16 protein-coding genes are annotated in these 21,617 nt (G+C 73.4%); 5 read left to right on the forward strand and 11 right to left on the reverse strand.

The window, feature by feature from the left end:
- Positions 1-137: 137 nt before the first annotated feature.
- From ABZT06_RS43750 to ABZT06_RS43770, 5 genes are all read right to left on the reverse strand, one after another.
- On the reverse strand, positions 138-1,367 hold the full coding sequence (locus ABZT06_RS43750; protein WP_355753927.1) for a protein kinase: 1,230 nt from the start codon (positions 1,365-1,367) through the stop codon (positions 138-140).
- Positions 1,364-2,671 carry a serine/threonine protein phosphatase gene (locus ABZT06_RS43755; protein WP_355753930.1) on the reverse strand — a complete coding sequence of 436 codons (1,308 nt, stop codon included), beginning with the start codon at positions 2,669-2,671 and terminating at the stop codon, positions 1,364-1,366. The genes ABZT06_RS43750 and ABZT06_RS43755 overlap by 4 nt, the downstream gene beginning before the upstream one ends.
- Positions 2,668-4,245 (reverse strand): hypothetical protein, encoded by a 1,578-nt coding sequence (locus ABZT06_RS43760; protein ID WP_355753932.1) that lies wholly within the window; start codon positions 4,243-4,245, stop codon positions 2,668-2,670. Before ABZT06_RS43760 ends, ABZT06_RS43755 begins: the two co-directional genes overlap by 4 nt.
- A 52-nt stretch (positions 4,246-4,297) precedes the next feature.
- Positions 4,298-6,685, reverse strand: coding sequence for a hypothetical protein (locus ABZT06_RS43765; protein ID WP_355753935.1), 2,388 nt, complete (start codon positions 6,683-6,685; stop codon positions 4,298-4,300).
- A 170-nt stretch (positions 6,686-6,855) separates the two neighbouring features.
- Positions 6,856-7,254: a hypothetical protein gene (locus ABZT06_RS43770; protein WP_355753937.1), complete on the reverse strand. Its 399-nt coding sequence runs from the start codon at positions 7,252-7,254 to the stop codon at positions 6,856-6,858.
- 259 nt (positions 7,255-7,513) lie between these two features.
- Here ABZT06_RS43770 and ABZT06_RS43775 point away from each other — a divergent pair, with 259 nt between their 5' ends.
- Together ABZT06_RS43775 and ABZT06_RS43780 are read left to right on the forward strand one after the other, a co-directional pair.
- Complete coding sequence (locus ABZT06_RS43775; protein WP_355753939.1) at positions 7,514-8,677, forward strand: exonuclease SbcCD subunit D; 1,164 nt, start codon at positions 7,514-7,516, stop codon at positions 8,675-8,677.
- Positions 8,674-11,667, forward strand: a complete 2,994-nt coding sequence (locus ABZT06_RS43780; protein WP_355753941.1) for an SMC family ATPase — start codon at positions 8,674-8,676, stop codon at positions 11,665-11,667. Before ABZT06_RS43775 ends, ABZT06_RS43780 begins: the two co-directional genes overlap by 4 nt.
- A gap of 2 nt (positions 11,668-11,669) precedes the next feature.
- Here the strand turns inward: ABZT06_RS43780 and ABZT06_RS43785 are convergent, their stop codons facing one another.
- The gene (locus ABZT06_RS43785) at positions 11,670-12,116 is read right to left on the reverse strand and encodes an Lrp/AsnC family transcriptional regulator (protein WP_355753943.1); all 447 of its coding nucleotides are present in this window, start codon (positions 12,114-12,116) and stop codon (positions 11,670-11,672) included.
- A 94-nt stretch (positions 12,117-12,210) separates the two neighbouring features.
- Between ABZT06_RS43785 and ABZT06_RS43790 the strand changes: the two genes are divergently transcribed.
- Together ABZT06_RS43790 and ABZT06_RS43795 are read left to right on the forward strand one after the other, a co-directional pair.
- On the forward strand, positions 12,211-12,696 hold the full coding sequence (locus tag ABZT06_RS43790) for a rhodanese-like domain-containing protein (protein WP_355753945.1): 486 nt from the start codon (positions 12,211-12,213) through the stop codon (positions 12,694-12,696).
- 56 nt (positions 12,697-12,752) lie between these two features.
- Positions 12,753-13,268, forward strand: a complete 516-nt coding sequence (locus ABZT06_RS43795) for an immunity 21 family protein (RefSeq protein WP_355753947.1) — start codon at positions 12,753-12,755, stop codon at positions 13,266-13,268.
- Positions 13,269-13,358: 90 nt separating this feature from the next.
- Here ABZT06_RS43795 and ABZT06_RS43800 read toward each other — a convergent pair whose 3' ends face one another.
- The gene (locus ABZT06_RS43800) at positions 13,359-15,050 is read right to left on the reverse strand and encodes a DUF885 domain-containing protein (protein WP_355753949.1); all 1,692 of its coding nucleotides are present in this window, start codon (positions 15,048-15,050) and stop codon (positions 13,359-13,361) included.
- 33 nt (positions 15,051-15,083) lie between these two features.
- Positions 15,084-15,578, reverse strand: a complete 495-nt coding sequence (locus tag ABZT06_RS43805) for an Lrp/AsnC family transcriptional regulator (RefSeq protein ID WP_020122341.1) — start codon at positions 15,576-15,578, stop codon at positions 15,084-15,086.
- Between the two features lie 60 nt (positions 15,579-15,638).
- Between ABZT06_RS43805 and ABZT06_RS43810 the strand changes: the two genes are divergently transcribed.
- Complete coding sequence (locus ABZT06_RS43810) at positions 15,639-16,850, forward strand: PLP-dependent transferase (protein WP_355753951.1); 1,212 nt, start codon at positions 15,639-15,641, stop codon at positions 16,848-16,850.
- On the opposite strand, the gene ABZT06_RS43815 is transcribed toward ABZT06_RS43810, so the two are convergent.
- The 3 genes from ABZT06_RS43815 to ABZT06_RS43825 all read right to left on the reverse strand — a co-directional run bounded on the left by ABZT06_RS43815 (position 16,828) and on the right by ABZT06_RS43825 (position 21,600).
- Positions 16,828-18,246 (reverse strand): GNAT family N-acetyltransferase, encoded by a 1,419-nt coding sequence (locus ABZT06_RS43815; RefSeq protein WP_355753953.1) that lies wholly within the window; start codon positions 18,244-18,246, stop codon positions 16,828-16,830. The genes ABZT06_RS43810 and ABZT06_RS43815 overlap by 23 nt on opposite strands.
- Positions 18,247-18,423: 177 nt before the next feature.
- A complete protein-coding gene (locus ABZT06_RS43820; protein WP_355753955.1) occupies positions 18,424-20,010 on the reverse strand; it encodes an alkaline phosphatase D family protein in 1,587 nt (528 codons plus the stop codon).
- A gap of 132 nt (positions 20,011-20,142) precedes the next feature.
- A complete protein-coding gene (locus ABZT06_RS43825; protein WP_355753957.1) occupies positions 20,143-21,600 on the reverse strand; it encodes a PLP-dependent aminotransferase family protein in 1,458 nt (485 codons plus the stop codon).
- Positions 21,601-21,617: the final 17 nt, after the last annotated feature.

Raw genomic sequence — 21,617 nt, forward strand, 5'->3', positions numbered from 1 at the left:
TCGACGTCCTGTGGGCGATGCTGCGTGACGAGAGGCTGTTCACCCCCGCCCCGCCGGTCACGCAGGCGGCTTGACACGATCATTGAGATTCTCCTTGGTGAAGCGGGCGGGGTGCGTCGGTCGCCGGTGGACGGGGGTCAGGACGAGCCCGGGCGCGGACGCCGGTCGCCGAGGTTGATGCGGACGCGGGACGGGCGCTCCGCGGAGGTGCCGGGGGACGGGGTCGCCGCCGGGGGAGCGGTGGGCGGGGTGGCGGGCTTGGCATCGGCGGTGGCCGGCCGGGTCGGCTCGGGCGAGGGCGTCGCGGTGCGCGGGCGCGGGGTCGACGCGAGGTTGGTCTTGATCCGGCTGGTGCGTGGGGCCGCCGGCTTGCCGGTCCCCGGTGCCGAAGTGGGCGTCGAGGCCGAAGGGGGTGTCGTGGCCGAAGCGGGCTTGGCCGCGGGCGACGTGGCCTTGGTCGTGCTGGGGCGCCGATGCTGGAGGGCGCACACCTTCGGATCGGACAGGGTCTTGAGGAATCCGTCCATCCGCGGCCGGCCGCCCGGTGCGCGGGCGGTCATCCGCCGTAGCAGGTCGAGCATCTCGTCCGACAGCCGTGTGTCCAGGTCGAGTTGCTCGCCCGCGTTGACGGCGTCCGCCGGTGAGCCGTACCGCTTGTCGTGGTGCGGAAGTTCGCCCGTCAGGTACACGTGGGTCATCAGCCCGAGCGCGAAGACGTCGACCGCGCAGGTCAGGTGCTCCGGTCCGGCCGAACCGTCGCGCTGCATGTACCGGCGCCACTCCGGCGCCCCGTACACCGAGTCGCCGGCGACGTCGTCGGGCTCGGGCGGGCTGCCGGAGACGTAGGAGTCGTCGAAGTCGATGAGCTTGGCCGTGTGGAAGGCGGCGCCGTCCCGCTTCTGCACCAGCACGTTCAGCGGCTTGAGGTCGCCGTGCACGATCTCGATGTCGTGCAGCTGCTTCAGGCTGTTGCCGAGCGTCTTGAGCAGCACCATCTTGTGGCGGGGCTCCAGGGCCTGCGGTTTCTCCAGGCTGGAGGTGTCTATCCGCTCGGTGACCTTGTAGTAGGTGCTGCCCTCGTGGAAGAAGTCGGTGGCCAGCACCAGGTTGCCGCCGCCCCGCGCGTCCGGCCGCAGCCGCTTCATGATGGTCCGGTGCCGGTCCTCGAACTCCTTGGACAGCTGGCGCCGGATTCGCACGCTCGGTGAGTCGGCCGCGTCGTCGCGGGGACGCTTGGGTTCCAAGAACCGCTTGATGAAGTACTGGTCGCCGTCCTTCTCGGCGAACGCCCACATGCATTTGCCGCCGTTGGCGTTCGTGGGCTCGCTGATGAGGCGGTAGCCCCCGATGACATCGCCCTTCTTCATGCGCGCTCCTCGGGTGCCGGGGGCAGATGGGTCTCGTAGCCGGCGCGGTAGGAGTGCCAGGTGTGGTCCTGCCAGGCGCGCACCCTTGCGGGCAGTTCGGCGGCGTCCTCCGGAGTGGGCGCCGGGCCCTCGCCGGTGGCGGGGGAGAGACGGTCCAGACCGCGGGGCCGGGTGCGGATGTAACGGTCCGTCAAGTCCTCCAAACGGGTTGCGAACCGGGCACGCAGATCGGCGAATCCGCGGTAACCGAGGGCCACGACGGCGAGCGAGGCGTCGTCCGCCGTGTACGCCTGCACCTCGCGCCGGATCCGGTCGGCCCACTCGTCGGCGGTGCCAGCCTCCATCAGGGTGCGCAGCAGCAGCGCCTCGAAGTCGGCCGGGGTGTGCACATAGCCGAAGAAGCCGTCGGTCGCGGTCGCCAGGACACAGGGCAGCGGATACGTCAGCCGGCGGCCGTCGATCTCGAACTCCCGGTCCGCGCACACCAGGTTGGTCATCGGCGGATCCGAGCGCAGCAGCTCCAGCGCGTCGCTCTCCCGGGTGTGGTCGCGGGTGAGTACCTGGAGACCGGCCCCGGGCCGCAGTACGTAGGCACGTGAGTCTCCGGCCCACAACGGACGCAGCTCCAGCTCCACTTCGTCCTGGACCCGCACCACCCGGTAGTGCAGCGCGGCGAGTGTGGTGGGCAGTTGCCGGCGCATGGTGCCGCTGATCTTGCTGCGGCGCTGCGGGGCACGCTCCAGGAAGAAGCGGAGGTAGTCGCGCAGGGTCTCCGGTTCGGCCGGTTCGCCTTCCGCTGCCACGTCGTGGAACCAGGCGTCCGTGGCCAGCCGCGCCACCCGCGCGCCCACCCAGGCGCCGGTGCGGGACTCGCCGTCCAAGGCCTGCCACACGGGTGCCGCCCCCGAGCCGCCCGATCCGTCGAAGACGGCGAGTATGCCCTGGTCGCTGTCCAGGTGGTAGGCGACGAACGGATCCGCGTCCTCGCCGCGGCCGGGCACCCGCTCGGTCCACACGGACATCGCCAGCAGGCCCATGCGGTCGTGGTCGACGCACCAGATCCGCTGCGGCACGGGCCCCCGGGGCGCGGCTCCCTCGCGCTCCGCGGAGCGCGGCCGTTCCGGCGCGGCGGACGACGTGAGCGGGGCCGGCGGCTCGGCTCGGACAGCCGGAGCCGGAGCCGGAGCCGGAGGCGGGGGCCGACGGGAGGGGGCGGGCCACGGGGTCACCGGAGCCGAGGAGTAGCCCGGTGGCGGGCCGGCGGGTGCCGGGTGCCGTGCCGAGTGGTCGTGGTGGTCGTTCATCGCCGCTCCCCGTCCTGTGCTCCGCCGTCCGGTCCACCGGTGCGGGGCCGCTTGGCCGTCCCACGGACCCGGCTCACCCGCGGGCCGGCGGGGTCCGTACGGCTGCCGTCGCCACCGGTGCTGCCGCCCTCGCCCCGGCCACCGCCGCCACCGCCGCCACGGCGGTCCGCCGGGCCGCGGGCATCGGCCGGGCGGCCGAAGCGGGAGCCGCTCGCGGTGCCTTCCGCGGTGCCACGGTCGTCGTCCGGGCCGCTGAGGCCGCGGTCGCTCCTGGCGCCTTCCCCGGTGCCGGGATCCTCGTCCCGTCGGCCGAAGCCCCTGAGCCTCGGGACGCTCTCCGACCGGCACGTGTCGTCCCTGGCCCCGGCGGACCCCCGCTCCCGCCAGGGCCGTGCCGGGCCCCCGCCCTCCTCCGTCCCGCCCGAGCGGCGCGCCCCCTCCCGGGGGCGTCCATCGGAGTCGGCCGGCAGCGGTTCGTCCTCGGGAGGACCGGCGGAAGGCGCGGCGCCCGTGCGGCGAGGGCCGCTGCCCGACCGGCGCGAGCGGGGTGTGCCGCCCTCGTCACGGACCGGCCCGGCGCCACGGCCACGCCGTTCGGAGTCGTCGTACGGCTCCCTGAGCACCTCGCCCTTGAGCGGCTCACGCTCTCCACCGCGCCCACCCCGCTCGGCGTCCTCGTCACGGACGTCGGCGCCGGGCTCCAGCGCCCGGGTGAGGCTGCCCCGCAACCGCCCGCGCCGGCTGGCGGTCTCGAACAGACCGTCCCCGTCGCGGAGCACTTCCTCGAGGACGGCGCGCTCCAGTTCGGCCTGTTCGAAAGGCTCCCGGTCGGCGTCGCCGCGCTCCAGGACCATGCGCATGACCTCGCGGCGCACCTCCCGCTTCTCCGCCTCGCCCTTCTCGATCCAGGCGAGCGCGGCCCGTGGCCCCTCCTTCTCCATGATCTCGGCGATCAGGCCGTCGACGCCCTCCTCGCGGATCATGTCGAGGTGCCGTCTGCGCCGCATGCCCTCCAGCCGGGTCTCGCGCACCACGTCCCGGAACTCCCGGCCGCTGGCGGCGATCTCGTCCTCGTCGACGAGGAGTTCGACCTGGATGTTGCGCAGCCGTATCGCGTCGTCACCGCTGAACCCGGCCAGCGCTGCGTTGAGCGCCATCTCGGCCTCGTGGAACTCGGCGATGTCGTAGTCCCGGGCGACCGAGCGCAGGGTCTTGCGGAGATAGCCGTAGAGCGCCCCGCTCATGTCACGGATCCCGCGCGCCACGACCTCGGCGGGGTCGGCGACCCGGCACACGAGATCCACCCGGCTGCGGAAGGAGAACGTGGCGTCGCGGCTGAGGAGCGGGATGTCCAGGATCAGCCGGTGTTCCGTCATGTCGACGGTGAAGACACCGCTGTACGCCCCGAACCGCGACGAACGGATCTCCTCGCCGCTGCGGATCGTCAGCGAGGGGCCGCTCTCCCGGACCAGGACCAGGGCCCGGCCGGGAGCCGGTGGCCGCAGCGGGTTCACCAGCCGCCACCTCGGCACGTCGTCCTCGCTCAGGACCGGGTCGTAGGTCTGTTCCTCCATGTCTCCCCCTCTCCTTCCAGTGCTGTCAGGGGTGTGGGCGGTGCGGTGCCGTTCACCGCACCCGTTCGAGCGTGCGGAGCAGTCGTGCGGCGCCGGCCGACGGCTTCTCGCGGTCGCGGGCCCATCTCCCCAACCACCACGTCAGCCGTTCGTGGTGCCGTCCGGGCCGGTGTGCGACGGCCACCAGCAGCGCGCCGATGGCGTCGAGGGAACCGGGGCTCTTGTCGGCGTAGTCGTCGATCCATTGGTGCAGCGCGTCGAGTGCCGAGTCCTGCACGGGTTTGCGCGCCAGCGCGCGCGCCCACAGCTCCGTGAGCCGGTCGCGGTGCAGCGGCAGTTCGCTCAGCAGCACCGGAACGCCCGGCACGCGCGCGTGTCCACGCTCGCCGGAGGAGTCGAGGACCGGCTCCTGGTACGGCTGGGACACCGCGAACACGAACGCCGACAGCGCCTTGACGACCATCGGCGACAGGTCCTGCGGCTCGGACCACTCCAGGTAGGCGTCGAGCACCGCCCTGGTCTGCCCCTGGTGGACGAGATGCACCCCGCCCCACGCTACCGAGGGCAGCGTGCCCCAGTCGTCCTCCCGGTCCAGCGCACTGCGCAGCACGGCCACGGCCTTGTCCGGCGCGGTACGGCCGAGCAGTCCGCCCACCGCGTTCGCCGCGGTGCCGGCCAGGCGGCGCTGATAGGCGGAGGCGTCGCCCCGAGCCCACCGGTGCAGCAGCTCCCACACCGCCTCCGCCGTCTCCGGCCGGCTGCCCGCCACGCCGAGCGCGGTGGCGGCGGCCTGCCGCAACGGCCACGACGTGCTGCCGGCCCACGCGGTCAGGAAGCGGTGCACGGCGTAGTGCGGATCGGCCAGCGCCAGCACCCCGGCCGCGACCGAGGCCCGGGCGCGCACCTCCAGGTCACGGTGGCTCAACAGGCGGCGCAGCCAGTCGAGTACGGCGTCCCGGCGGCCGTCGAGGAGGTTCCAGGCGTAGGCGAGGATGACCTGGCCCAGCAGTACGTTGCGGAAGCGGACCCGGGGCGCGCCAAAGCCGCCCTTCGCGGGCAGGTCGAGCCGGATCCATTGCTGCTCGTACCCGAGCCGGTCCCCGAAGCGCAGGTCGGGCGGGGCGAGTTCGGGCTCGGTGAGAGCCGCCCGCAGATGCACCGCGGCGTCCGCCACGGTGAGGTAGCCGCACTCCTCCAGGACGGCGGCGGCGAGTGCGAAGGCCACCGCGTCCGGCGCGCGGAAGCGGTTGAACCACGCGCGCACCTGCTCGCTCGGATCCCGCAGCTGGGCCACCGCGGCCGCCACGTCGCCGTCCGCGCGGATCACCGACGCCAGCCGGGCCGCGTTGCGTGCCGCGGGCTGTTCCCGCAGTGCCGTCGCGGCCCCGGTGCGCTCCAGCAGCGCGTGCAGGTCGGCGTACGCGTCGGGACTGCCGCCATGGCCGAGGACCCGGCGCTCGACGACGGCCAGCGGATCGACGGCGGCGAGCGGATGCCGGGCCACCTGGTCGCCGCCGGGCCCGGTCGCGACGACCTCCAGGTCGTGCCCGCCGGTCAGCACGAGGTAGCAGCCGGAGGTGCGCAGGCCGGCGACGACCGCGGCCCACTGGGCCGTCCCGTGGGAGTGGCCGCTGAGAAGGGTGGACGCGAACTTCTCGACCACGGGCGACCCGTCGTCGAGAGCCGCCACATAGCCCGAGTGCTTCACCGGCGGTTCCCAGCCCGCGTCCAGCACGCTCGCGGGCGTCAGCAGCCGCTGGCAGCCCGCACCTTCGCCGTCCATGGCGAGTGCTTCTTCGAGCAGGTTCACGGCCATGGCCTCGCGGCCGCTGCCGGGTGCCCCGGTGAGCACCAGCACCCGCCGCTCGGACAGTGCGTCCAGTGCCTCGCCGTAGTTCTCGGGCGCGACGAACAGTTCGGTGTGATCGGTGATCTCGGCCGCGTCCATGGTCAGCACGGAGACCCCGCCGGGTCGCGGACCGTCGGCACGGGCGCCGCCGGTGTGGAAACCACCGCCGAAGCTGACGGTCTCATTGAACAGCGCAAGGGTGCCGATTCGGGTGCCGGAGGCGTCGGCGTTCAGCCGCCGGGCGATCTCATCGGCGAGCGCCCCGGCGCGCAGGGCCTCGGTCCGCTCGGCGTCGGCGGGCCCGCCACCCTCCACCAGGGACCGAAGAGCGTCCTTCTCGCTGACCGGACCGTCGTGCTGCTCGGCGTCCGTGCGCGGCTCGGGCTCGGCTGTCCTGTCTTCCTTCTTCGACTCGGGCGCGCCCTTGTCATCCGCGGAGTCCCGGCCGGGCGCCTCGGCGTCGGCCTTCTCACGACGGGGGTCCTCGGCGGCTCGGGACGGCTCCCGGGAGCCGTCCCTGACGGTCTCTTCCCTGTGCCCCGCGGCCCGGGCCCCGGTCCGCGAGCTGTCGGGAGAAATGTCCTCGCTCATGGTCCTTCTTCGGCTTTCGGCTGGTCGCTGCTGGGCCCGCTCGACGCACCCGCTGGGCACCGGCTGCGGCGGTGCGCGCGCAGCGGCGTTCGGGAGACCGACGGGCGGAGGCGGACCCGGCCAGGGCGCGACGGCAGCGGCCGATGCCGCCCCGTGGGTCCGCTGCTCCGTTACGACGTCGTCCAGTCGCCCTGTACTTCGACCTTGCCGTTGAACACCTGGGCGTTCTTGATCAACGCGGCGCTGATCTGCGCCCCGGACCGGCCCTGGGCGGCGACGGCCTCGTCGACCAGCCGGCGGATCTCCGTCTCGAACCCGGAGTCGAGCAGCATGTGCGCGGCGAGCTGCCGCTCGAGCTCCTGCTGGGCGTTCTCATCGTCCGGAGAGCCGGTCACGCGGTCGAGCGCGCCCTCGGCGTCCGCGTTGCCCCGGAACCGCGCGCGGATCCGCTCGATCAGGCGCGCACCGCCGGCCCAGCCGGACCGGCCCGCCTCTTGCCCCGCCGTCTCCAGCGCTCCCTTCACCACGAGAGCCACACCCGCCGCCGCCACGGCCGTCACCGGATCCATTGCATATCCCCCGAATTTCCCGCCTGAACAGGCATGTCAATGTAGGGGGAGCCGCAAGGGGCCCGTGGTGCTTCTTTTCACATTGGCCGAAAGGCGCTGAACCGGCTCCCGGTTCGGCACGTGGAGGCCGTTCTTTCAAGGGTTTTCCCAGGCGGGCGAGTTGGCCTGAATACGATGGGCGGGCACAAAGGGCGTGGGGGCGGACCATTACGGGAGTAACCGCCTGTGATGTCAGACCCGGCCGTTAGGGTCGGGGATCATGAGACTGCTGCACACTTCCGACTGGCATCTCGGCCGCGCGTTCCACCGGGTCAACATGCTCGGGGCCCAGGCCGAGTTCATCGGTCACCTCGTCACGGCCGTGCGGGAGCACGGGGTGGACGCGGTGGTCGTGTCGGGAGACGTGTACGACCGCGCGGTGCCGCCGCTCGCCGCGGTCGAGCTGTTCGACGACGCCCTGCACCGGCTCGCCGACCTCGGTGTGCCGACGGTGATGATCTCCGGGAACCACGACTCCGCCCGCCGCCTGGGTGTCGGCGCCGGTCTGATCGGGCGGGCCGGTATCCATCTGCGGACCGAGCCGGCGGCGTGCGGGACTCCCGTGGTGCTCCCCGACGCCCATGGTGACGTGGCCTTCTACGGTCTGCCCTATCTCGAACCCGCCCTGGTGAAGGACGAGTTCGGCGTGCGGAAGGCGGGCCACGAGTCGGTGCTCGCCGCCGCCATGGACCGGGTCCGCGCCGACCTCGGGACGCGCGCGCCGGGGACGCGGTCCGTCGTCCTCGCCCATGCCTTCGTCACCGGCGGCGAGGCCAGCGACAGCGAGCGGGACATCACCGTGGGCGGAGTGGCCGCCGTGCCCGCAGGTGTCTTCGACGGAGTCGACTACGTGGCCCTCGGGCATCTGCACGGCAGCCAGACCATCACCGAGCGCGTGCGCTACTCCGGCTCCCCGCTGCCGTACTCCTTCTCGGAGACCGACCACCGCAAGAGCATGTGGCTGGTCGACCTGGATGCCGAGGGCGCGGTCACCGCCGAGCGCGTCGACTGCCCGGTGCCGCGGGCGCTGGCCCGGATCCGGGGGACGCTGGAGGAACTCCTCGCCGATCCGCGGCTCGTGCCGCAGGAGGAGGCATGGGTCGAGGCGACCCTCACCGACCCCGTCCGCCCGGCGGAACCCATGGCCCGGCTCTGTGAGCGCTTCCCGCACACCCTCAGCCTCGTGTTCGATCCCGAGCGGGCGCCGGGCGACCCGGATGTGTCGTACGCCCGGCGGCTGGCCGGGCGCAGTGACCAGGAGATCGCCGAGGACTTCGTGGCCCATGTGCGCGGCGACGGGCCCGACGGGCGGGAACAGGCCGTGCTGCGGGACGCGTTCGACGCCGTGCGCGCGGACGAGGTCGTGCGGGAGGTGGCGCGGTGAGGCTGCACCGGCTGGACATCACCGCCTTCGGACCGTTCGGCGGCTCCCAGACGGTCGACTTCGACGAGCTGTCGGCGGCCGGACTGTTCCTGCTGCACGGGCCGACGGGCGCCGGCAAGACCTCCGTGCTCGACGCCGTCTGCTACGCGCTGTACGGCTCGGTGCCGGGCGCCCGGCAGAGCGGCCAGGGGACGGCCCTGCGCAGTGATCACGCGGCCTTCGGCACACGCACCGAGATCCGCCTCGAACTGACCGTCGCCGGACGCCGGTTGGAGATCACCCGCCAACCGCCGTGGGAGCGCCCGAAGAAGCGCGGTTCCGGTACGACGCTCGACAAGGCGCAGAGCTGGCTGCGCGAGTACGACGGCGTGGCCGGGGCCTGGAAGGACCTGAGCCGGTCCCACCAGGAGATCGGCGAGGAGATCACCCAGCTGCTCGGCATGAGCCGCGAGCAGTTCTGCCAGGTCGTGCTGTTGCCTCAGGGCGACTTCGCGCGCTTCCTGCGGGCCGACGCCGAGGCGCGCGGCAAGCTCCTGGGACGGCTCTTCGACACCCACCGGTTCGCCGAGGTCGAGAAGCGGCTGGCCGAGCGACGCCGCGCGGCCGAGGCACAGGTCCGCGAGGGCGACGCCGCTCTGCTGGCCGACGCGCACCGCATGCAGCAGGCGGCCGGTGACGCCATGGAACTGCCCGAGCTGGCGCCCGGTGAGCCGGGGCTGGCCGAGGCGGTCCTGAGCGCGGCCGCCGTCGCCCGCAGTACGGCCCGCGAGCAGTTGACCATCGCCCACTGCGGACTCGGTGCCGCCGAGTCCGCCCAGGCCGCCGCCGAGCGCGCCCTGGCCGACGTACGCGAGGTCGACCGGCTGCAGCGCAGGTTCGCCCAGGCACGCGAGCGGGCCGCGCTGCTGGAGCAGCGGGCCGACGGCTACCACCAGGCACAGGCCCGGATGGAGCGGTCCCGCAAGGCGGAGGCGGTGGCGCCCGCGCTGGAGCTGCGGGAGGCGGCCGAGGCCGAACACCGGCGGGCCGCCGCGGCCGAGACACGTGCGCGTGGGCTGCTGCCGGAGACCTTCGCGGGGGCGGGCGCCGCCGGACTCGCGACCGCCGCACGCCGGGCGGCCGAGGAGCTGGGCGGCCTGGACTCGGCCCGGCGCGCCGAACAGCGGCTCGCCGAACTCCTCGCGGAACGCACCGACCTGGACCGCCAGGAGCGCTCCGACGAGGACGTCCTCCAGGAGGCCGAGGCCTGGCTGGCCGGGTGGGAGGAGGCCCGCGCACAGCTTCAGCACTCCGTCGACTCCGCCCAGGAGGCGGCCACCCGCGCCGAACAGCTGGCCGTGCAGCGGGAGCCCGCCCGCAAGCGGCTCGCCGCCGCACGCCAGCGCGACCAGTTCGCCCGGGACACCGACGACGCCCGGCAGCAGGTCATCGACGCGACGGACCGCGCGCTCACGGCCCGCGCCGACTGGCTGGACGTCAAGGAGCGGCGGCTGAACGGCATCGCCGCCGAGCTGGCCGCACAGCTCACCGCCGGCGAACCCTGCGCGGTCTGCGGCGCGACCGAGCACCCCGCGCCCGCCCGCAAGGACGCCGGACACGTCGACCGGGAGACCGAGGAGCGCGCGCTCGCCGCCTCGCAGCACGCCGACGAACAGCGGACCGAGGCCGAGCGACGCCTCGCCTTCGTCCAGCGCGCGCTGGCCGCCGCCCAGGGTGAGGCCGGAGACACCGCCACCGAGGAACTCGCCGTCCAGGCCGACGACCTGGAGCGCGAGTACGCCCAGGCCCGCACCCTCGCCTCGGCGCTGCACACTGCGACGGAGCAGCTGCGGCAGGCCGAGCGGGAGCGCGAGCAGCGCCTGAGCGCCCAGCAGGAGGCCGCCGTGCGCACCGCCTCCCGAGGTGCCCGCCGGGACGCCCTGGACCGCGAACGCACCACCCTGGAAACGGAGTTGGCCGAAGCCCGCGGTGCCGCCGGCAGCGTGGCCGCGCGCGCCGCCCAGCTGGAGCGGCAGGCCGCGCTGCTCGCCGACGCCGCCGACACCGCGCGCGTCGCCGAGGACACCGCCCAGCGGCTCAAGGACGCCGACGCGCGTCTCGCCGACGCCGCCTTCCGGGCCGGCTTCGACACCCCGCAGGCCGCGGCCGCCGCCCTCCTCGACGAGGCGGCCCACCGCGACCTCCAGCACCGGCTGGACGCCTGGCAGACCGAGGAGGCCGCCGTACGAGCCGTGCTCGCCGAGGCCGACGCCGCCGAGGCGGCCCAGCAGCCGCCCGCCGACGTCCCCGCGGCCGAGCGGGCCGCCGCCGACGCGGGCCGCCGGGTCCGCGAGGCCGCCTCCGCGCGTGACGCGGCCGCCCGGCGCTGCGCCGAACTCGACCGGCTCTCCGCCCGCTCGGCCGACGGCCTCGCACGGCTGGCGCCGCTGCGCGAGGAGTACGACCGGGTGGCGAGGCTGTCCGCGCTCGCCGCGGGCACCTCCGCGGACAACGAACGCAAGATGCGCCTGGAGTCCTACGTGCTCGCGGCCCGCCTGGAGCAGGTGGCGGCCGCCGCGACCGCGCGCCTGCAACGGATGTCGTCCGGCCGCTACACCCTCGTCCACTCCGACGACCGCACCGGCCGCGGCCGCAGCGGACTCGGGCTGCACGTCGTCGACGCCTGGACCGGACGCGAGCGCGACACGGCCACGCTGTCGGGCGGCGAGACCTTCTTCGCCTCGCTCGCCCTGGCCCTCGGCCTCGCGGACGTCGTCACCGACGAGGCGGGCGGGGTCCGGCTCGACACGCTCTTCATCGACGAGGGTTTCGGCAGCCTCGACGACCAGACCCTGGACGAGGTCCTCGACGTCCTGGACTCGCTGCGGGAACGCGACCGCAGCGTAGGCATCGTGAGCCACGTGGCCGACCTGCGCCGCCGTATCCACGCGCAGCTGGAGGTCGTGAAGGGGCGGACGGGGTCGGTGCTGAGACAGCGCGGCGGAAGCTGAGGTCAGCGCCCCAGGGGCCGCCGGGGGAGCGGGGAGGAGTAGACGACGCTCGTGGTCACCGAGCCCAGCGTGCCGATCCTGCCCGACACCTCCTCCAGGTGCCGCATCGAGCGGGCGGCGACCTTGATGACGAAGCAGTCGTCGCCGGTCACATGGTGCGCCTCCAGAATCTCGGGCGTCACGGCGACCAGGTCGTGGAAGGGCTTGTAGTTGCCGTTGGGGTACCGGAGGCGGACGAACGCCAGGATCGGCAGGCCCAGCCGGTCGGGGTCCACGACGGCGGCGTACCCCTGGATGACCCCCGCCTCCTCGAGGCGCCGCACCCGCTCGGTGACCGCGCTCGCGGACATCGAGACGGCACGCGCGAGCTCGGCGAAACTGGCCCGGCCCTCCCGCTGGAGGACGTCGAGGATGCGCCAGTCGGTGGCGTCCGGGGAATACGCGGTCATGCCCGAGGAATAGCAGGGCGATCCCCGGCGGAGCAAGGTTCACGCCGTGGAATGCCCCTTCAGCTTGTTGATCATCGACCGTAGATTTCTGGCCATGACGCCAACCGACTCGCTCGCCACGAACCCCGTCCTGCGTGTCGCCCCGGCCACCCCGGCCGAGGCCGCCGCCCACTTCCGTGCCGGCCTCGTCTTTCACGCGGACGTCTCCGACGTCGCCGCCGCGCTCGCCGCGGGCGGTGACCCCGGGTTCGTGGTCCTCGACTCCCGCTCCACCGCCGCCTGGGACCAGGGCCACGTCCCGGGCGCGGTCCACCTGCCCACCGCCCTCATACCCGAGCAGGCCGAGCAGCTCCTCGACAGGTCCGTGCCCGTGGTGACGTACTGCTGGGGCCCGGGCTGCAACGGCGCCACCCGCGCCGCGCTCGCCCTCGCCGAACTCGGCTACCAGGTCAAGGAGATGCTCGGCGGCTTCGAGTACTGGGTGCGTGAGGGCTTCGCGTTCGAGACCTGGGAGGGCCGCGAGCGGCGCTCCGCCGACCCCTTGACCGCCCCGGCCGACACCCAGGACTGCGGCTGCTGAGTCCGGGGGCTGTGCAGGTGCAACCCTGAGGTTCCTGTGCGTGTAGGTTCTGGCCCATGGTGCGATACGCGGAGCCGGGCGCGGTGGAGTGGGTGGAGTCGGGCGGCGGTCCGCTCATAGCGGTGCCGGAGACGGTGCTGCCGTTCTGGGCGGGCGCCGACGGCGACGAGACGGCCTCCGACTACGACCGGGCCTGTGAAGTCGAAGGCTCTGTGGGCCTGTTGCCGGTCGGCGACGCCGCTGCCCTGGTCCTCGGGGACGAGCCCGCCTCGACCTCCTACCTCCCCGACCACGACACTTTCGTACGGTGGTGCGCCGCCGACTCCGAGGACGAACTCCTCGCCGAGGTCCCGACCGCCCTCGCCACCGCCGTCTGGGAGGACGAGGTGAGCTGGACGGTACCCGGCCCGGTCGTCCTCTTCGACGCGGCCTGGCCCGGCAACGACTCGGTGCACACCGACCACTTGAAGGTCTCGCTCGCTCCCGGCCGGTACGCGGTACGCGCCGCCGACGTGCGGCCCGGGCCGGAGACCTGGCTGGGTCTCGTCCAGCTGCGCAGGCTCCCGGACTGAGCGCCGGGCACCTGCGCCACCGAGGCGGGCCGGAGCCCCGTCAGGTGAGCGACGCGGGAGGCGGCATTCGCCACCGACCCGGCGTGGGCATCACAGCCGGGCCAGCTCGTCCACCAGGTCGTCAAGGCCCAGCGAGCCCTGCGACAGCGCCGCCATGTGCCAGGCCTTCAGGTCGAAGGCGTCGCCGTGCCGCTCGCGGGCCTTCTCCCGGCCCAGCAGCCAGGCCCGCTCGCCGAGCTTGTAGCCGATCGCCTGACCGGGGATCGTGAGATAGCGGGTCAGCTCGCTCTCCACGAAGTCCGCCGGACGGCTGCTGTGCGCGCCGAAGAACTCCTGCGCCAGCTCGGGGGTCCAGCGCTCACCGGGGTGGAAGGGGGAGTCCGCCGGGATCTCCAGCTCCAGGTGCATGCCGATGTCGACGATGACCCGGGCGGCCCGCATCATCTGCGCGTCGAGATAGCCGAGCCGCTGCTCCGGGTCCGTGAGGAAGCCGAGCTCGTCCATCAGCCGCTCCGCGTACAGCGCCCAGCCCTCGGCGTTGGCGCTCACCCCGCCGACCGCGGCCTGGTAGCGGGAGAGGTCGTCCGCGACATGCGCCCACTGCGCGAGCTGGAGGTGGTGTCCGGGGACGCCCTCGTGGTACCAGGTCGAGACCAGGTCGTAGACCGGGAAACGGGTCTGGCCCATCGTCGGCAGCCAGGTGCGGCCGGGACGCGAGAAGTCCTCCGACGGGGGCGTGTAGTACGGGGCCGCCGCACCACCGGGCGGGGCGATGCGGGACTCCACCTTCCGCACCCGCTCGGCGAGTTCGAAGTGGGTGCCGTCGAGCGCGTCGATCGCCTGGTCCATCAGGCCCTGGAGCCAGTCGCGGACCTCGTCGACGCCCTCGATGTGCTTGCCGTGCTCGTCGAGGTGGGCGAGCGCCACCCACGGCGTCTCGGCGCCGGGCAGGATCTTCTCGGCCTCCTGCCTCATCTCGCCGAGCAGCCGGTGGTACTCGGACCAGCCGTACGCGTACGCCTCGTCCAGGTCGAGGTCCGTGCCGTTGAAGTAGCGCGCCCAACGGGCGTACCGCTCCCGGCCCACGGTGTTCGGGGCGCCCTCGATCGCCGGTGTGTACACGTCCCGCATCCAGTCGCGCAGCTCCACCACGGAGGCGGTCGCGGCGCGTGCGGCCTCGTCCAGCTCCGCGCGCAGCGCCTCGGGGGCCGCCGAGACGAAGTCCTCGAACCAGCCCCGTCCGTTGCCGTCGGTGTCCGCCCACTCGGTGAGCTGCTCGACGAACGTGGCGGTCGGACGCGGTGCCGCGTACAGCTTGCGCTCCAGACCGAGTTCGAGGGACTGGCGGTAGCCCGCGTACGCCGTGGGCACGGCACGCAGCCGCTCGGCGATCGCCGCCCAGTCCTCGTCGGTCTGGTTCGGGGTGACGGTGAAGACCTCGCGGACCGAGTGCGCCGGCGTGGCCATGTTGCCGACCGAGCGCAGGCCCTCGTCGGCCTCGTGCACGGCGAGTTCCGCCGTCAGGCGCTCGCGCAGCAGCCGGCCGCACCGGCGCTCGATGTCGCGGTCCGCGCCGGGCTGCCGCTCGGCCTCGTCGAGCTTCGCGAGCGTGGCCCGCTGAAGCTCCGCGAGCGCCTCCTGACCTGCCGGTGAGGTGTCGGGAAGCTTGCTCGAACTCTCCTTCACACCCAGGTAGGTACCGGTGATCGGATCGAGGGCGATGAGCTCGTCGACGTAGGCGTCGGCGACCTGACGGGGCAGCGGGCTCTGAGTCTCAGACATGCGGTCCATCCTCATACGGAGACCGCGCGGGAGTCACCCCGATTCCGCTGTCGGCGTGGCAGGCGGAAGGAGCGGCCCGCACTCCCACTGCTGGAAGATCAGCCGGGTCTCCACCCGGGCCACCTCACGCCGGGAGGTGAACCCGTCCAGCACCAGCCGCTGCAGATCCGCCATGTCGGCCACGGCCACATGCACCAGGTAGTCGTCCGGACCGGTCAGGTGGAAGACGGTCCGCGACTCCGGCAGCGCCCGGATCCGCTCCACGAACGGCCCCACCAGCTCCCGCCGGTGCGGCCTGACCTGTACCGACAGCAGCGCCTCCAGGCCCCGGCCCAGTTTCGCCGGATCCAGCCGCAGCTGATGCCCGAGGATGACGCCCGAGCGGCGCAGCCGGGTCACCCGGTCCAGGCAGGTCGACGGCGCGACCCCGACCTGGGCGGCGAGATCGCGGTAGGTGGTCCGGGCGTCGTTCTGCAGCAGCCGCAGCAGATGCAGGTCCACCGGGTCCAGTACGACAGATTCGGCCATCGGCCGAACGTAGCACGGGCGTCGCCCCGAGAACGCCGGTCGGTGTTCACCCTTTCGGGCATGGACTCAGCGCGCACCTCCACCGCCTCCCGCACGCCGCTCAGAGCACTGGCCACCGAGGCCGTCCATGCCGGCCGCGACGACCTCGCCCGCCAGGGACTGCACGCCCCGCCCATCGACCTGTCGACGACCTACCCCTCCTACGACAGCCGCGGCGAGGCCGCCCGTATCGACGCCTTCGCCGCTACCGGCGCCGAGCCGGAGGGCCCGCCGGTGTACGGCCGCCTCGGCAACCCGACCGTCGCCCGCTTCGAGACGGCCCTGGCCCGCCTGGAGAACACCCAGGCCGCGGTCGCCTTCGCCAGCGGCATGGCGGCGCTCACGGCCGTCCTTCTCGTACGGGCCTCCCTGGGCCTGCGCCACGTCGTCGCCGTACGCCCCCTGTACGGCTGCAGCGACCACCTCCTGACCGCCGGTCTCCTCGGCACCGAGGTCACCTGGACCGACCCGGCGGGGGTCGCCGACGCCCTGCGCCCCGACACGGGACTGGTCCTGGTCGAGTCCCCGGCCAACCCCACCCTCGCCGAGATCGACCTGCGGGCCCTGGCCCACTCCTGCGGCTCCGTTCCCCTCCTCGCCGACAACACCTTCGCCACACCGGTGCTCCAGCGCCCCGCGGAACAGGGCGCCCGCCTGGTGCTGCACAGTGCCACCAAGTACCTCGGCGGGCATGGCGACGTGATGGCCGGGGTGGTGGCCTGCGACGAGGAGTTCGCCGGGCACCTGCGCCAGGTCCGCTTCGCCACGGGCGGCGTCCTGCACCCCCTCGCCGGCTATCTCCTCCTGCGCGGCCTGTCGACGCTCCCGGTCCGCGTCCGCGCCGCCTCCGCGACCGCCGCGGACCTCGCCGGCCGCCTCGCCGCCGACCCTCGGGTCACCCGGGTGCACTACCCGCGCATCGGCGGCGCGATGATCGCCTTCGAGGTCGACGGCGACCCGCACGAGGTGATCGACCAGGTCCGCCTGATCACCCCGGCGGTGAGCCTGGGCAGCGTGGACACCCTCATCCAGCACCCGGCGTCGATCAGCCACCGCATCGTGGACGCGGACGATCGCCGGGGTGCCGGAGTGAGCGACCGGCTGCTGCGCCTGTCGGTGGGCCTGGAGGACGTGGAGGACCTGTGGGCGGATCTGGATGCTGCGCTGGGGTGCGGGCGTGAACCCGCACCCGCCGACCAGGCCGGGCTCGCTACGGCGCCTCGGCCCTGGTGATCGCGATCGTGCCCGGCGTCTCGTCCGCCACCGCGGCCAGCCGGGCCGTGATCACCAGGGTCCCCTCCTCGATCTGGTAGTCGAGGGGGAGTCCCAGTGCCCGCATCGCGGCGACCATCCCGGTGTTGGACGACTGCGTCACGGCGTACACACTCTCGCAGCCGGCCTCGGCGGCCATGGCGACCAGCCGCTCCAGCAGCTCGCCCCCGATCCCCCGCCGCTGCCACGCGTCCTCGACGAGCAGTGCCACCTCGGTCTCGTCACCGTCCCACAAGAGGTGCCCGAGCCCGACGATCCGCCCCGAGGCGGTCTGCACGGCGAGGGTGCGCCCGAACCGCGGGCTGAGCAGGTGGTTGAGATAGCGGTCGACGTCACCGACGGGCCCGTGGTACCGCATGCTCAACGTCCGCGACGAGCACCGCTCGTGCATCGCCACCGCGGCCTCCAGGTCCCCGATGTCGGCCCGGCGCACGGTGATGTCGTTGCCTTCCGGCAGCGTCAGTACGTCCTGGCTGCGCGGCACCCGCGGGCCGAGCCGGGCGTCCAGTTCGACCAGGGCCCGGGCCCGGGCGAACTCCGTCGGCGTGAACGGCAGATACGGCCGCTCCACGGTGATCACTCCGCCCTCGGGCGCCCGCAACCGCATCACGGTGTCCTCCAGGGATCCTTCCACGGGTACCCCCTCCGGCCCGCGACCGCCGCCCACCGGAACGGCCGGCAGGGAACGGATCGTGCACCGGCCCAGCAACTGCCGCAACGCGAGCGGCAGTTCCGCCGCGTCCAGCGCGGTGCGGGTGGCGAGGCCGAGTACCCGGGTCGGCGCGTCCACCAGATCGTGCGTGTCGGCCCGCTCGATCCAGGTGTCGGCGCCGCCGGCCCGCGCGACGGCCCGCGTGATCTCGGAGCCCTCCAGCGCGCCGGGGGCACGCAGCAGGAACTCGTCGACCGTGCCGTCGCCCAGCGGGTGGGTCTGCAGGCTGAGGATGTCGACCCGGTGCGCTGCGAGGGCCGTGCACAGGGCGGCCAGCGAGCCCGGTTCGTCCTTCACCGTGGTGCGCATCCGCCACAGCGTGCTCTCCGCGGCCACGGGGTCCGGGGTCCGCGACGGCGGGTCGGACGGCCCGGCCTGCTCACCCTCGGGCAGCGGCCGGGCGCCGGTATCACCCGTCGGGGGCGCGTGACCGTGGCGCCGTGCCCACCAGGTGTGGAATCCAGCCGTGGCGGCCAGGGCCACCGCCGAGATCACCAGCAGGGCGGTACCGTCCGGGCCGTGCCCGATCAGGTTCGCCACGGTGTCGGCCACCGCGACGGCCGTGAACAGGGCCGCGAGTTCGATCAGATCGCGCCGCCAGTGGTGCACGGGGCGCCCGTGTTTCGCACGGGTCACTTCAGACATGTCTCGAGTCATGCAGCCACTGTGGAGGGACGGTGTTGCGTGATCACGAACGCATTGTGACTGAGCGGTTAAGTATGGGTCTGCGCGTTTTGTGCCCTTTTCAACTGTTCGGTCGTGGGCACAGGCCGCGCACCGGGGGATGACGCCGATGCGCGACCGCCTTCGAGGGTACGGGAGTTACTGGCCCACCCGGCCCGGCTGGAGCACCTGCGTGAACAGCACCGTTCCGTCCTGCTCGCGCAGACGGACCGTCAGTTCGCCGCTGTGCCCGTCGATGTCGACCTCGCCGAAGAACTGGTAGCCGCCCGCGGGGGAGACGTTCGACGCGGTCGGCGCCTTCACGAACACCCGCTCCGGGCCGAAGGTGCCGTCGAGCGCGCTGGCCGGGAAGGCCCCCGCGTTCAGCGGACCCGACACGAACTCCCAGAACGGCTCGAAGTCGGTGAACGCCGCCCGCGACGGCTGGTAGTGCTGGGCCGAGGTGTGGTGGACGTCGGCGGTCAGCCAGACCGTGCCGGTGATCTTCCGGTGCTTGACGTACCGCAGCAGCTCGGCGATCTGCAGCTCACGTCCCAGCGGGGCGCCCAGGTCGCCCTGCGCGACCGCCTCGATGTTCGCCCTGCCCTCCGTGGCGTCGGGCACGACCAGGCCGAGCGGCATGTCGGAGGCGATCACCTTCCACACCGCCCGTGAGCGCGACAGCTCCCGCTTGAGCCAGTCCAGCTGCTCCCGGCCGAGGATGCCCTGCGGGTCCACGGCCTGGTCGTCGGGCGAGTTGGCGTTGCGGTACGTCCGCATGTCCAGCACGAACACGTCGAGCAGCGGACCCTGCCGCAGCACCCGGTACACCCGCCCGTCCCGTGCCCCGGGCCGCAGCGTGGAGATCGGGAAGTACTCGCTGAACGCGCGGCGTGCCCGGCCCGCGAGCACGTCGACCCTCTTCTCGGTGTAGCGGGTGTCGGAGTCCAGGATCGTCTGGCCCGGGTACCAGTTGTTGCGCACCTCGTGGTCGTCCCACTGGATGACCGACGGCACCTGGGCGTTGAAGGCCCTCAGGTTGTGGTCCAGCAGGTTGTAGCGGAAGTTGCCGCGGAACTCTGCCAGGGTCTCGGCGACCTTGGACTTCTCCTCGGTGGTGATGTTCCGCCAGGTGCCGCCGTCGGGCAGGGCGGCGGTCGCCGAGATCGGGCCGTCGGCGTAGATGTTGTCGCCGCTGCACAGGAAGAAGTCCGGGTCGAGCTTCGCCATCGCCCGGTAGATCGTGTAGCCGCCGAAGTCCGGGTTGATGCCCCAGCCCTGCCCGGCGAGATCGCCGGACCACAGGAACCGCACCCCGTCACGGCGTTGGTGGGACACCGTGCGGAAGGTGCCGGCGACCGGCTCGCCGGTGCGGCGCGGGTCGTCCGGGTCGGCCAGCAGCACGCGGTAGTGGATCTGCTCGCCGGACGGCAGACCGCGCAGCCGGGTCGTCCCCGTGAAGTCGGTGTCCGGGCCGAGCAGGGGGCCGTGCCATCTGCGCGGGTTGCGGAACGACTCGGTCGCGGACGTCTCCACGATCATCCGGGCCGGCCGGTCCGAACGCACCCATACCAGGCCGGAGTCGGAGGTCACGTCTCCCGTCTGCACCCCCCAGCCCGCCCCGGGCCGTCCGGAGCGGGCGAAGGCCGGCGCGGCCCCGGAGACCGCGGGAAGGGTGAGGGCCGCCGACGCGGCCAGGGAGCCGCGCAGAACGCTGCGGCGGCCGGGGAACGGACGGTGTGACATGGATGCGCCTCCAAGGACGGGATCCGGCCGGTGTGCGATGCCACAACTACTGGGGCGCCGCAGCGCACACGCAAACCGCAAGTGAACAACTGACCGCGGGGACAAGGGAACCCGTGTGCGAAAGCAGGGAGGTCAGTCCCGTGCGGCCTCGGCCATCAGGCGTACGCCGTCCCGGATCCGCGTCGGAGACAGGTGCGCGTATCCGAGGACCAGCCGCACACCACCCTCCGTGTCGTCGGGCTCGGCATGCGCGTGCGCGTAGTCCGTCAGCGGACGGACGGTCACACCGGCCGCGCCGAGGCGCGCGAGGAACTTCTCCTGAGGGCCGTACCGGTGCGGCAGCGCGGCGATCACGTGCAGACCGGCGGCGATCCCGGACACCTCCGTGCCGGGGAGGTGTTCGTCCAGCGCCAGGACCAGCGCGTCGCGCCGCTCCCGGTAGGCGCGCTGGCAGCGGCGCAGCTGCCGGTCGTAGTCGCCGCGTTCCATGAACCGGGCGAACAGCGCCTGGTCGATCGCGGGATGGCCCAGGTCCATGGTCCGCTTGCGCTCGACGACCTCGTCGGCCAGCGTCTGAGGCACGAGCAGCCAGCCGAGCCGCAGCCCGGGCGCGAGGGACTTGCTGACCGATCCCGCGTAGACGACACGGTCCGGGTCGAGCCCCTGGAGCGCCCCCACGGGAGCCCGGTCGTAGCGGAAGTCGCCGTCGTAGTCGTCCTCCAGGACGAAGCCGTCGACGGAGCGCGCCCAGTCGAGCAGTTCCGCGCGCCGCCGCGCGGAGTACGCGATACCGGTCGGGAACTGGTGCGAGGGCGTCGTGACCACGGCACGCACGCCCGCAGCGCGCAGCGGACCGACGGAGATCCCCTCGTCGTCCAGCGGTACGGGGACGGTGGTGACACCCGCCGCCGCGTACAGGGCGTCGTGCTGCGGGCTCCCGGGGTCCTCCACGCCGACCGTCGGCAACCCGCGCGCGTGGAGCGCGAATCCGAGCAGCGTCGTCGCCTGCGCCACGCCGGAGACGACCACGATCCGCTCCGGATCGGCGACCACACCCCTGCGGCGCGTCAGCAGCTCGGCCAGGGCGGCGCGCAGCCGGGGCAGTCCGCGCGGGTCGGGATAGCCGAGGTCCTGGTGCGGCAGCTCCGCCAGCACACCCCGGTGGGCGGTGACCCAGGCGGCGCGGGGGAACAACGACAGGTCGGGCGTCCCCGCGACGAAGTCCGCGCGGCTGCCCGCGGTGCGCGGGGCCAGGTCATGCGCGCGCGGCCGGGCGGCCCGCACGGCACCGCCGACCCAGGTGCCGGCACCGCGGCCGCTGCGCAGATAGCCCTCCGCCGTCAGCTGTTCGTACGCCTCGGTGACCAGCCCGCGCGACACACCGAGGTCGGCGGCCAGATCCCGGCTCGACGGCAGCCGCGTCCCCGGCACGAGCCGCCCGGACCGGACCGCCTCCCGCAGCGCCGCCTGAAGGGAACGGCCACGCGTGCGTGCCGGCGCGGAGACGGCGGGCAGGAGCAGCTCCCAGGCGACCGACCCGACGGGGTCGTCGTGCGGCCGTCGCTCCGGATTGGTCCCCGATGACGTCATGGCACTGGACCTTAAAC

This window comes from Streptomyces sp. NPDC005483, from assembly GCF_040606035.1.
GTDB lineage: Bacteria > Actinomycetota > Actinomycetes > Streptomycetales > Streptomycetaceae > Streptomyces.